Annotated in this window: 9 protein-coding genes; 8 read left to right on the top strand and 1 reads right to left on the bottom strand. The window is 67.9% G+C overall.

What is annotated here, in order from left to right:
- Positions 1-2: 2 nt before the first annotated feature.
- Positions 3-1,019, bottom strand: coding sequence for a LysR family transcriptional regulator (locus DWF00_RS01650; protein WP_114828791.1), 1,017 nt, complete (start codon positions 1,017-1,019; stop codon positions 3-5).
- Positions 1,020-1,273: 254 nt separating this feature from the next.
- On the opposite strand from DWF00_RS01650, the gene pucL reads away from it, so the two are divergent.
- The 8 genes from pucL (at position 1,274) to DWF00_RS01690 (ending at position 12,630) form a co-directional block, all read left to right on the top strand.
- Positions 1,274-2,113, top strand: a complete 840-nt coding sequence (gene pucL / locus DWF00_RS01655) for a factor-independent urate hydroxylase (RefSeq protein WP_114828792.1) — start codon at positions 1,274-1,276, stop codon at positions 2,111-2,113.
- A gap of 26 nt (positions 2,114-2,139) precedes the next feature.
- A complete protein-coding gene (locus DWF00_RS01660) occupies positions 2,140-2,964 on the top strand; it encodes an FAD binding domain-containing protein (RefSeq protein WP_114828793.1) in 825 nt (274 codons plus the stop codon).
- Positions 2,961-5,762, top strand: coding sequence for a molybdopterin-dependent oxidoreductase (locus tag DWF00_RS01665; RefSeq protein ID WP_114828794.1), 2,802 nt, complete (start codon positions 2,961-2,963; stop codon positions 5,760-5,762). Before DWF00_RS01660 ends, DWF00_RS01665 begins: the two co-directional genes overlap by 4 nt.
- 92 nt (positions 5,763-5,854) lie before the next feature.
- On the top strand, positions 5,855-7,810 hold the full coding sequence (locus DWF00_RS01670; RefSeq protein ID WP_114828869.1) for a solute carrier family 23 protein: 1,956 nt from the start codon (positions 5,855-5,857) through the stop codon (positions 7,808-7,810).
- Positions 7,811-7,882: 72 nt separating this feature from the next.
- Positions 7,883-9,265, top strand: a complete 1,383-nt coding sequence (guaD, locus tag DWF00_RS01675) for a guanine deaminase (protein WP_114828795.1) — start codon at positions 7,883-7,885, stop codon at positions 9,263-9,265.
- Positions 9,250-10,137 carry a 2-oxo-4-hydroxy-4-carboxy-5-ureidoimidazoline decarboxylase gene (gene uraD / locus DWF00_RS01680; RefSeq protein WP_114828796.1) on the top strand — a complete coding sequence of 296 codons (888 nt, stop codon included), beginning with the start codon at positions 9,250-9,252 and terminating at the stop codon, positions 10,135-10,137. The genes guaD and uraD overlap by 16 nt, the downstream gene beginning before the upstream one ends.
- 164 nt (positions 10,138-10,301) lie before the next feature.
- A complete protein-coding gene (locus DWF00_RS01685; protein WP_114828797.1) occupies positions 10,302-11,291 on the top strand; it encodes an ABC transporter ATP-binding protein in 990 nt (329 codons plus the stop codon).
- A gap of 46 nt (positions 11,292-11,337) precedes the next feature.
- Complete coding sequence (locus DWF00_RS01690) at positions 11,338-12,630, top strand: ABC transporter substrate-binding protein (protein ID WP_114828798.1); 1,293 nt, start codon at positions 11,338-11,340, stop codon at positions 12,628-12,630.
- Positions 12,631-12,796: the final 166 nt, after the last annotated feature.

Here is a 12,796-nt window from a genome sequence, read left to right on the forward strand (position 1 = left end):
CGTCAGATCGCGCCGGGCAGTTCGACCGAGCCGAAATGGTGCTTGGCGTGGTCGTAGAACACTGCGGGGGCGAAATGCAGGTTGACGCCGGCCCGCACCATCAGGCCGAAGCGGTTGGTCGGCAGGCCCTGGTCCTCCAGCGGCCGGAACAGCAGCGTCCCACTCTTGATCTCGTTTTGCACGCCGATCGGCGTCATCACCGAGGCGTAGCCGCCTATCAGCGCGAGCTCGACCAGCAGGCGGATCGAGTCGACTTCGACCAGAGGCGGCAGGATCAGCGCCGATTGCTGCAGGAAGGGCTCGATCACCTCGCGGATCGAGATCTCCGGCTTCGCCACCGCCATCGGATGGGCGATGCAGGCCGCGAGCGTCAGGTGCGGCACCGCGGCGAGTGGGTGGTCGGGCCGCATCACCACGCCGATGCGGACGTCGCGGCGCACCGCGACCTCGACCAGCGATGACGGCTTGGCGACGAAGCCGAAGCCGACATCGGCGCGCTCGTCGGCCAGCCGGGCGATCACGTCGGAGGAGGCGACGACGGAAACGTCGAGATGCAGGCGCGGATAGCGCCGGCCGAAATCGGCGATGAGCTGCGGCAGGACGGAGAGCCCGACGCTCTCGACCGTGGCGATGCGCACCGAACCGGTCTTCAGCCCGCGCAGCATGTCGAGCTCGGAGACCGCCGCCTCCAGCGGCAGGGTCAGGCGGCGGGCATGGCGATAGAGGATCTCGCCGGCCGGCGCGAGCGTGAGCCGCCGCCCGTCGCGCTGGAACAGCGCCATGCCGAGGGCGTCCTCGAGCTGGGCGATCTGCCGCGTCACCGCCGAGGAGGCGATGTTGAGCCGCCGCCCCGCTTCGCGGACGGAGAGGCACTCGGCGACCGCGTTGAAATAGATCAGCGACGGCTGATGGAAGACACGTGCCAGCAACGCTGGTGAAAGGGCGTGGTCGCGCGGACGAATTTGAGTATTCGGCTTGTTCGTTGACGTAACGTCATCGTCGGAATGGGTCTTTGCCATGAAGCGTCGCCCGGCCGGCAGTCGTGCTGCCGAATTGGCAGCGTAGCGCTCTGCAATTGGAAATATCAAGAACTGAAACCATCCCTACAATCAGCTTAGCCGTCACGAGATCAAATCCCGGCTTCAGACCGGAACGGGGCGGTGTCCAAGGATCAGGCACGGGTTTCAAGGCTTCGCCGGCACGTCCGGCGATGGTGGCGAAGCTGTGCCTGCTCGAAGCCAAAGCCGGCCGAACTGCTGAAAAGGGGTCATCCATGCCGCTCATCCGCAACAGCTATGGCAAGGGCCGGGTGCGCATCATGCGCGTCAAGCGCGAGACCGACCGGCACGAGGTGCGCGAGCTGACCGTCAAGGCGCTGCTCACAGGCGATTTCGCGGCGAACTACACCTCCGACGACAATTCGACGGCGATCGCGACCGACACGGTCAAGAACATCGTCAACATCGTCGCCCGCGACAATGTCGGCGCCGAGAACGAGCCCTACGCCGCGGCTTTGGCCAAGTATTTCCTCGATCACTATCTGCAGGTCAGCCAGGTCGACGTCACCGCGAGCGAGACCAAGTGGGCGCGCCTCCTCGTCGACGGCGCGCCGCACCAGCACAGCTTCCTGCTCGACAGCAACGGCAAGCCTTTCGTCAAGCTCAGCGCCACGCGCGCGGGTTCGACTGTGACCTCGGGCATCGAGAACTTCACGTTCATGAAGACCACGGAATCCGGCTGGGTCGGCTATGTCATGGACGAGGTCACCACGATCAAGGAGACCGCCGACCGGATGTGCGCCACCGCGATGGACGCCTCCTGGCGCTGGTCCAAGGCTCCGTCCTCCTATCCCGAAGCGAATGCGAAGGTGCTGGCGACGGCGCTCAAGGTCTTCGCCACGACCTACAGCCCGAGCGTGCAGAACACGATGTACCTGATGGGCGAGGCCGTGCTCGCCGCCGTGCCGGAGATCGCCGAGATCTCGATGGCCTGCCCCAACAAGCACTACCTGCCGATCGACCTCAGCCTCTTCGGCCGCAACGGCGACAAGCAGGTCTTCACCCCGACGGACGAGCCGCACGGGCAGATCGAATGCACGGTCGGGCGGGCCTGAGGCGCTGAGAAGCGGGGGCGGAGAGCATGGATCTCAACACGATCAACGCCATCGCCCGCCCCCGGAGCCGCGGCGAGCTGGCGGATTTCGGCAGGGGCGATGCCTGGCTCGCCGGCGGCACCTGGCTGTTCTCCGAGCCGCAGCCGCACCTGACGCGGCTGATCGACCTGTCGCAGGCCGGCTGGGCGCCTCTGCTGGTCAGCGAAGCCGGGCTCTCGATCGCCGCGACCTGCACCGTCGCGACGCTCGACGCCCTCAAAGCGCCGGCGGACTGGATCGCGGCGCCGCTGATCGGCCTGTGCTGCCGCTCCTTCCTCGCCTCCTTCAAGATCTGGAACATGGCGACGGTCGGCGGCAATCTTTGCATGGCGCTGCCGGCCGGGCCGATGATCTCGCTCTGCGCGGCGCTGGACGGTGTCTGCACCATCTGGATGCCGGAAGGTGGCGAGCGCCGCGTCCCGGTCGCCGATTTCGTCGAGGGCCCGCTGCAGCCGGCGCTTCGCCCGGGCGAGGTGCTGAGGAGCATCGCGCTGCCGCGCGAGGCTCTCTCTCGCCGTTTCGCCTTCCGGCGCGCCTCGCTCTCGCAGCTCGGTCGCTCCGGCGTGCTCCTGATTGGAACTTTGCCGGCTACGGGAGACTTCGTCCTGACCGTGACGGCCTCCACCCGCCGGCCCGTCCAGCTCGCCTTCGCCGATATGCCAGGCCCCAACGAGCTGGCGGCGCGGCTTGCCGAGGCGATTCCCGACGCACTCTATTATGACGACGTCCATGGCCGGCCGGACTGGCGCCGGCACATGACCTTCGAATTCGCCGAGGAGATCAGGCGCGAGCTGGCGGAGCCGCGTCGATGAGCTTCGTCGTCAACGGCATGCAGCACGATGCGACGCCGCAACCCGGCCAGTGCCTGCGCACCTTCCTGCGCGAGCTCGGCTGGTTCGGCGTCAAGAAGGGCTGCGACGCCGGCGATTGCGGCGCCTGCACCGTCCATCTCGACGGCAAGCCGGTGCATAGCTGCCTCGTCCCCGCCTTCCGGGCCGAGGGCCTGGAGGTGACGACGATCGAGGGGCTCGGCGTCGACGGGCTGCATCCGATGCAGCAGGCCTTCCTCGACGCGCAGGGCTTCCAATGCGGCTTCTGCACCGCCGGCATGGTGATGACCGCAGCCTGCCTCGATCAGGCGCAGCGCCAGGACCTGCCAGCCGCGCTCAAGGGCAATCTCTGCCGCTGCACCGGCTACCGCGCCATCGCCGACGCCATTGCAGGCCACAAGCACGCGGACGGCGCCGGCTCCTCCGGCGGCCGCAACGTGCCGGCGCCAGCCGGGCCGGCCGTAGTCTCCGGCAAGGCGCGCTACACCATGGACGTCGCGCCGGACGGCCCGCTTCAGGGCCTGCTCCACATGAAGATCCTGCGCTCGCCGCACGCCTCGGCCCGCATCGTCGCGATCGACGCCAGCGCCGCGCTGGCGCTGCCCGGCGTGATCGCGGTGCTCACCCACGAGGACGCGCCGCAGAAGCATTTCTCCACCGCACGGCACGAGCACGTCACCGACGATGTCGACGACACGCTGGTGCTCGATCCGATCATCCGCTTCGCCGGCCAGCGCGTCGCCGCCATCGTCGCGGTCAGCGAGGCCGTGGCCGAGGCGGCGCGCGATCTCGTCGAGGTCAGCTACGAGCTGCTGCCGGCGGTGTTCGACCCGGAAGAGGCGATGCGGCCGGGCGCGCCCGTCATCCATGACAAGCCGGTCTCCTCGCGCATCGCCAACGCCTCGCGCAACATCGTCGCCGAGCTGCATGGCGAGACCGGCGATGTCGAGGCCGGCTTTGCCGAGGCCGACCTCGTCCATGAGGCCACCTACCAGTCGCAGCGCGTCCAGCACGCGCATCTGGAGACGCATGGCGCCATCGGCTGGCTCGGCGGCGATGGCCGGCTGCATGTCCGCACCAGCTCGCAGACGCCGTTCCTGACGCGCGACGCGCTCTGCACCCTGTTCAACATGCCCAAGGACAAGGTGCGGGTGTTCAGCGAGCGCGTCGGCGGCGGCTTCGGCGGCAAGCAGGAGATGATCACCGAGGACATCGTCGCGCTCGCGGTGCTCACGACCGGCCGGCCGGTGAAGCTCGAATTCACCCGCAGCGAGCAGTTCTCCGCCTCGACCAGCCGCCACCCGATGCGCGTGACGGTGAAGCTCGGCGTGCGCCGCGACGGCACGCTGACCGCGCTCTCCATGCGCATGGTCTCGAATACCGGCGCCTACGGCAATCACGGGCCGGGCGTGCTGTTCCATGCCGCGGGCGAGGCGATCGCGCTCTATCGCTGCGCGAACAAGAAGGTCGATGGCTACGCCGTCTACACCAACACGCTGCCGAGCGGCGCCTTCCGCGGCTACGGCCTGAGCCAGACGATCTTCGCGGTCGAATCCGCCATGGACGAGGCCGCGCACAAGCTCGGCATCGACCCCTTCGCCTTCCGCCGCCTCAATGTCGTCAGGGCCGAGGACCCGATCGTCGCCGCCGACCATGTGGCGCATGACCTTTCCTTCGGCAGCTACGGGCTTGACCAGTGCCTCGACCTGGTCGAGCGCGACCTCAACGGCGCGCCGAAGCCGAAACTTTCCGGCGACTGGCTGACTGGCCGCGGCATGGCCGTCGCCATGATCGCGACGATCCCGCCGCGCGGGCACCGCGCCGAGAGCCGGATACGGCTGACGACCGAGGGCACCTACGAACTGGCCGTCGGCACGGCCGAATTCGGCAACGGCACGACGACGGTGCATGCCCAGATCGCGGCGACCATGCTTGGCGCAACGCCAGCGCAGATCCGCATCCGCCAGTCCGATACCGACCATATCGCGCATGACACCGGCGCCTATGGCAGCACCGGCACGGTCGTCGCGGGAGCGGCGACTGGCCGGGCAGCCGAGGCGCTGGCCGAAGCGATCTGTACCTTCGCCGCCGCCCATTCGGGCGTGGATCGCGCGACTTGCCGGCTCGTGGACGGCGACGTCATGGCCGGCGAGCGCCGGATCAGCCTTGTCGAACTCGCGGAAGCCGCCATGGCAAAGGGCGTCGCGCTGTCTGGCATCGGCCATTCCGACGGCTCGTCGCGCTCGATCGCCTTCAACGTCCAGGGCTTCGAGGTCGCCGTGCACCGCCGCCAGGGCGAGATCCGCATCCTCCGCAGCATCCACGCCGCCGATGCCGGCTTCGTCATCAACCCGATGCAGTGCCGCGGGCAGGTCGAGGGCGGCGTCGCCCAGGCGCTGGGCGCGGCGCTCTACGAGCAGATGCTGATCGATGCCGAAGGCAAGGTCGCGAACCCGACCTTCCGCGGCTACCACATCCCGAGCTTCGCCGACACGCCGGTGACCACCGTCCATTTCGCCGCGACCTCCGACAGCATCGGCCCTCTCGGCGCCAAGTCGATGAGCGAGAGCCCCTACAACCCCGTCGCCGCGGCGCTGGCCAACGCGATCTGCGCTGCGACCGGCGTGCGCCTACGCGAGACGCCTTTCACCGCCGACCGGCTCTACCGGCTGGTGCTCGACGAGGACGGCCGCAACGCCCTCCGGCGCAGCGAAGCCCGCGACGCGGTCGAGCCGCCCTTCCAAGCGCAGGAGCATGCCGTCGCCGTCCCGGGCGAGTAGCGCCCGCAAGGCGGCGCCAGCCCGGTTCCAACCCTTTGAGACCAACACCCAAACGAAGCCCACCGGACCCACGACCTGAAGGAGACATGTCGATGACGATCTTGGCAGATGCGAACCCGGCACTCGGCTACGTGCCGCCGGCCCGGGCCGGGAAGGTCCACCCGGTGGACGAGGTGCTGCCGATCGGGCAGCTCGCCGCCTACGGCTTCCAGCACGTCCTGGCCTTCTACGCCGGCGCCGTGCTCGTGCCGATCATCATCGCCGGTGCCTTGAACCTCGATCAGCAGCAGCTGATCCACCTGATCAACGCCGATCTCTTCACTTGCGGCATCGCCTCGCTGCTTCAGGCCGTCGGCGTCTGGAAGATCGGCGTCAGGCTGCCGCTCCTGCAGGGCGTGACCTTCACGGCGGTCAGCCCGATGATCGCGATCGGCCTCACCGCGGGCGGCGGCACGCCCGGCCTTCTCGCCATCTACGGCTCGGTCCTCGTCGCCGGCGTCTTCACGTTCCTGGTCGCCGGCCATTTCGCCAAGCTGGTGCGCTTCTTCCCGCCGGTCGTCACCGGTTCGGTCATCCTGATCATCGGCATCGCGCTGCTTCCCGTCGCGGCCAATGACATCGTGATGGGCAAGGGCCCGAACGCGATCCAGAACCCGGTCATGCTGAAGAACATCGCCTACGCGCTGGGCACCCTGGCCCTGATCGTGGCGATCCAGCGGATCTCGACCGGCTTCATGGCCACAGTGGCGGTGCTCGCCGGCCTCGTCATCGGCACGCTCGTCGCGTGGATACTCGGCGACGCCCATTTCGGCGAGGTCGCGAAGGCCGATTGGGTCGGCTACACCATGCCGTTCTATTTCGGCATGCCGACCTTCAGCATCACCGCCATCCTGTCGATGATCATCGTCATGATCATCACGATGGTCGAGACGACCGGCGACGTCTACGCCACCGGCGAGATCGTCAAGAAGCGCATCCGCCAGGACGATATCGGCCGCGCCATCCGCGCCGACGGCCTGGCCACCTTCATCGGCGGCGTGTTCAACTCGTTTCCCTATACCTGCTTCGCCGAGAATGTCGGCCTCGTCCGCCTGACCCAGATCAAGAGCCGCTGGGTCGTCGCCGCCGCCGCCGTCATCATGATCATCCTCGGCTCGCTGCCGAAGGCGGCGGCGATCGTCGCCGGCATTCCGCACCCGGTGCTGGGCGGCGCGGCGCTTGCCATGTTCGCCGCCGTGGCGGTCGTCGGCATCCAGACGCTGAGCAAGGTCGACTTCAACAACCACGCCAACATCGTCATCGTCAGCACCAGCGTCGGCCTGGGCATGCTGGTCACGGCGCAGCCCTTCGTCGCCGACGCCTTCCCGCCCTGGGCGCAGATCATGTTCGGCAGCGGCATCACGCTCGGCGCCGTGGCGGCGATAGGGCTCAACATCGTCTTCAACCATCTCGGCGCCGGTCACGCGACGGTCGTCGCCGGTAGGCCCGGCGATCACGCGGTCACGCTGGCCGACGTCAACGCCATGAGCAGCGCCGCGTTCAGCAAGACCTTCGGCGGGCTCGTCGAGAACACGCCCTGGGTCCTGGAGCGCGCCTACGCGATGAAGCCCTTCGCCGACACGATCGCGCTGCGGACGGCGTTCCACGACGCGCTGCTGACCGGCTCGGCCGAGGAGCAGCTGCAGCTGATGAACTCCTTTGCCGATCTCGGCAGCGAGGGCGACGCCGACAACGCCTACAGGCTCGACCACGTCAACGCCGGCATCGACGGGCTCGATGCGGAAGATCAGGGCCATGTGCTGGAGCTCGCCCGCGCCTATCGCAAGCACTTCGCCTTCCCGCTGATCGTCTGCGCCCGCGAAGTCGAGCGCTATGAGCGGGTGCTGGCCAATGGCTGGTCGCGCATGGCCAATTCGCCGGGCGTGGAGCGGGCGGCCGGGCTGATCGAGATCGCCAAGATCGCCAACTACCGGTTCGACGACCTGGTGGCGAACGCGAACCCGATCGCGGCAGCCCATATCGAGCGCTTCGTCCAGCACCCTGCGTGAGCACAGGGCGACGGCGAGCCCCGATGCTCGCCGTCGCCCGACCACTTGAACCTGACCGGAGGAGATGGAGCGGTGACGACGACCAAGGCGCTGCGTGGCCGCGCCATCTCCTTCCGCGGCAATCCGTTCGAGCAGCCGGCCGAGACCTGCCTCGTCCACCACGACGATGCACTCGTGATCATCGAGGGCGGCGTCATCGAGGCCTGCGGCCCCTATGCCGAGCTGCGCCACACGCTGCCGGACGGCGTCGTCCCCATCGAATATCCCGACGCGATCATCTGCGCGGGCTTCATCGACGCCCATGTGCACTACCCGCAGCTCCAGATGATCGGCGCCTATGGCTCGCAGCTGCTGGAATGGCTGGAGACCTACACCTTCGTCGCCGAGCAGCAATTCGCCGATGCCGCCCATGCCGGGCGGGTCGCGGGGCTGTTCATGCGCGAGCTGCTGCGCGCCGGCACGACCACGGCGATGGTCTACTGCACCGTGCATCCGCAATCGGTCGATGCCTTCTTTGCCGAGGCCGAGCGCTTCAATGCAAGGATGATCGCCGGCAAGGTCCTGATGGACCGCAATGCGCCCGATGCCCTGCTCGACAGCGCCCAGCGCGGCTATGACGAGAGCAAGGCGCTGATCGCGCGCTGGCACGGCAGGGGCCGCCAGCATTATTGCGTCACCCCGCGCTTCGCCCCGACCAGCACGGAAGCCCAGCTCGATGCCGCCGGCGCGCTGCTCAAGGAGCATGACGGGCTCTTCCTGCAGACGCATCTCTGCGAGAATCCGAGCGAGATCGCATGGGTGCGCGAGCTCTTTCCGGCGCGCGCGAGCTATCTCGACGTCTACGCCCATGCCGGGCTCGTCGGGCGGCGCTCGATGTTCGGCCATGCCGTGCACATGCACGAGCAGGATTTCTGCACCTGCCACCAGGCCGGCGCGGCCTTGGCGCATTGCCCGACCTCGAACCTCTTCCTCGGCAGCGGCCTCTTCCGCCTGTTCGACGCGGTCGATCCGAAGCGGCCGGTCAAGGTCGCTCTCGGCACCGATGTCGGCGCCGGCACCAGCCTGTCGCAATTGCAGAGCCTGAACGAGGCCTACAAGGTCGCGGCGCTGACGGACCGGAAGCTCAACGCCACGCAAGCCTTCTACCTCGCCACGCTCGGCGGCGCCGAGGCACTCTACCTGGACGACAGGCTCGGCAAGCTCGAGCCCGGCTACGATGCCGATCTCTGCATCCTCGACACCCGCGCGACGCCGCTGCTCGGCTTCCGCAGCGCTTATTGTGACAGCATCGAGGACCTCCTCTTCGTGCTGATGACGCTCGGCGACGACCGCGCGGTGCGCGCGACCTATGTCGCCGGCGAGTGCGTCTACGACCGCGACCGGGCCGGCGAGGCCTTCCGCTATCCGGCCGCGACATCCCCCCATCGAGAGGACCTGCCGTGCCCGATCGCCTGACCCTCGCCGCCCTGAACGACGCCGACCGCACGAGCTTCGTCGCGGCGCTGGACGGCATCTTCGAGCACGCCCCCTGGGTCGCCGAGGCCAGCTTCGCGGCGCGCCCCTTCGCGACGGTGGCGGCGCTGCACGAAGCGATGATGCAGGCGGTGCTGAGCCGGCCGATCGAGGAGCGGCTCGCCTTCGTGCGGCTCCACCCCGACCTCGCCGGCAAGGCGGCGCGGGCCGGCGAGATGGCCGCGGAATCGGTCAGCGAGCAGGCCGGGCTCGGGCTCGACCGGCTCTCCGACGCCGAATACGCCCGCTTCGAGCGGCTCAACGCCGAGTATGACGGGCGCTTCGGCATTCCTTTCGTGATCTGCGTGCGCCGGCAGACGCGCGATGCCGTGCTCGCCGCCTTCGAGAGGAGGTTGGGCCATGCCCCCGGTGCGGAGCTCGCCGCGGCGCTGGCCGAGATCGGCCATATCACCCGGCTCAGGCTGGTCGAGCGCGTCGACGGGCCCGGCGCGCCAGCGGTCGCCGGGCGCCTCACGACGCATGTGCTCGATACCCAGAGCGGCTGCCCGGCCGAGGGCGTCCGCGTCCAGCTCTACGAGATCGGGCACTCCGCCCGGGCGCTGCTGCTGGAAACCCGTACCAACGCCGACGGCCGCACCGACCAGCCCTTGCTCGGGGGCGGCCCGCTGCGCATCGGCACCTACGAGCTGGTCTTCCATGTCGGCCCCTATTTCGCGGCGAAGAGCCCTGCGCTGCCGGAGCGGCCCTTCCTCGACGAGGTGCCGCTGCGCTTCGGCATCGCCGAGCCGGAGGGCCATTATCACGTGCCGCTGATCGCGACGCCGTGGAGCTATGCAACCTACCGTGGCAGCTGAGCGCCCGGACGTGTCGACATCTCCAGTCAAACTGCAATTTTATTGTGCAATCGCCTCAGCAGGCGCCAATTCCTCGCCAAATCGGCCCGATGGCTCGCAGCGCAAGCCCCGCCATCGCTTTGGCATGGCGCTTGTAAGGCATCCGCCTCAACCAGGAGGTGGGCGTGCGCGGTTCTGATCTCGAGCTCGTTCAGGTCACCAAGCGCTACGGCGTGACGGTCGCCGTCAACGCGATCAACCTGCGCGTCAAGGCGGGCACCTATTGCTGCCTGCTTGGACCTTCCGGCTGCGGCAAATCCTCGACGCTGCGGATGATCGCCGGCCATGAGGCGGTCAGCGAAGGCGACATCATCCTGGGGCCGAGCAATGTGACCGACCTCGCCCCGGCTCAGCGCGGCACCGCCATGATGTTCCAGAGCTACGCGCTGTTCCCGCATCTCTCCTGCGTCGACAACGTCGCCTTCTCCCTGAAGATGCGCGGCGTCGCCAAGGCCGAGCGGCGCAAGGAGGCGATGCGCCTGCTCGAACTCGTCGCCATGAGCAGCTACGCCGAGCGCCTGCCGGCGCAGCTCTCGGGCGGGCAGCAGCAGCGCGTCGCATTGGCCCGCGCGCTGATCACCAAGCCGCAGATCCTGCTGCTCGACGAGCCGCTCTCGGCGCTCGACCCGTTCCTGCGCATCAAGATGCGCGCCGAGTTGAAAAAGCTGCAGAAGGAGCTCGGCATCACCTTCATCCACGTTACCCATGGCGAGGACGAGGCGATGGCGCTGGCCGACCTGATGGTGGTGATGAACCAGGGCCTGATCGAGCAGGCCGGCACGCCGCGCGAGATCTTCAACGCACCGGCGACCGCCTTCATCGCCCGCTTCATCGGCGGCCACAACATCGTCTCGGATGCCGCGGGCGCAATCGCGGTGCGCACCGACAAGCTGCGCCTGACCAAGGCCGTCAACGGCGCCGCCCGCACCGCGGTGGTCAGCGATGTCGAATACCAGGGCAGCTACGTCCAGGTCGGGCTCGCCGCGGATTTCGCCCCCGAACTCACCGCCAACCTGAGCGAGGCCGTCTTCGACGCCGAGCCCTTCAACCCCGGCGACACCGTCGCCGTGAGCTGGAACGAGGCCGACATCCACCGGCTGGGAACTGCCGCCTGACGACGAGCAAGATCAACGAGCGAGATCAATGAGGAGGGATCGAACGATGACCAAAAGGACGAAGGACACGACAGGCCTCTCGCGCCGCGCGGTGCTGAAGGGCGCCGGCGCCGCAGCCGGCCTCGCCGCGGGCTCGGGCGCGATCACCGGCTTTCCCGCGGTCTGGTCGCAGGAGCCGAAGGTGCTGCGCTATCTCGGCACGGCGGTGAACCAGTCCGACGACATCACCAAGAAGGTCAAGGCCGATACCGGCATCACCATCGAGTACATCTCGGCCACGACCGACGACGTGACCAAGCGCGTCATCACCCAGCCGAACTCCTTCGACGTGCTCGACACCGAGTATTTCAGCCTGAAGAAGCTGGTGCCATCGGGCAACATCCTCGCCATGGACGCCACCAAGATCAAGCAGTTCGACAACATCACGCCGGTCTTCACCAAGGGCCAGCTGCCCAACGGCAAGGTCATTGGCGACCAGGGCACCGCGCCCAAGAAGGTGATGTTCGTCGAGGGCGCGAACTCGACCAAGTTCGCTTCGGGCGTGACGCAATGGGTGACGCTGATCCCGACCGTCTACAACGCCGACACGCTCGGCATCCGCCCCGACCTGATCAAGCGCCCGATCGAGAGTTGGAAGGAGCTGCTCAACCCCGAGTTCAAGGGCAAGGCCTCGATCCTCAACATCCCCTCGATCGGCATCATGGACGCCGCCATGGTGGTCGAGGCCTCCGGCCTCTACAAATATCCCGACAAGGGCAACATGACCCGCGCCGAGATCGACATGACCATGAAGGTCCTGACCGAGGCGAAGAAGAGCGGCCAGTTCCGCGCCTTCTGGAAGGACTTCAACGAGAGCGTCAACCTGATGTCCTCGGGCGAGACGGTGATCCAGTCGATGTGGTCGCCGGCCGTCACCGCCGTGCGCACCAAGGGCATCGCCTGCACCTTCCAGCCGCTGAAGGAGGGCTACCGCTCCTGGGCCTCGGGATTCTGCCTGTCCAAGTCCGTCACCGGCCGCAAGGCCGAGCTCGCCTACGAGTTCGTCAACTGGTTCCTCTCCGGCTGGGCCGGCGCCTATCTCAACCGCCAGGGCTACTACTCGGCGGTGCTCCCCACCGCCAAGGCCAACATGGAGCCCTATGAATGGGCCTACTGGATGGAGGGCAAGCCGGCCGAGAAGGACATCAAGGCGCCCGATGGTTCCCTGCTGGAGAAGGCCGGCGCCAGCCGCGACGGCGGCTCCTACGACGACCGCATGGGCAACGTCGCCTGCTGGAACGCGGTGATGGACGAGAACGACTACATGGTCCGCAAGTGGAACGAGTTCATCGCGGCGTGAACCGCGTTTGACAGAACTCGACGTCATCCCGGCCGCAGCGCAGCGGAGCGCCGGGATCCATCGTAAGGCTCAGAACTCTACGATGGATCCCGGGACTGCGCGGCTTCGCCGCTTGCCCGGGATGACGATGCGGGTGTGACGAAGCGATCCGCTTTCCGACCGAGAC

Source organism: Allobosea caraganae (genome assembly GCF_003351345.1).
In the GTDB taxonomy this organism is placed as follows: Bacteria; Pseudomonadota; Alphaproteobacteria; order Rhizobiales; family Beijerinckiaceae; genus Allobosea; species Allobosea caraganae.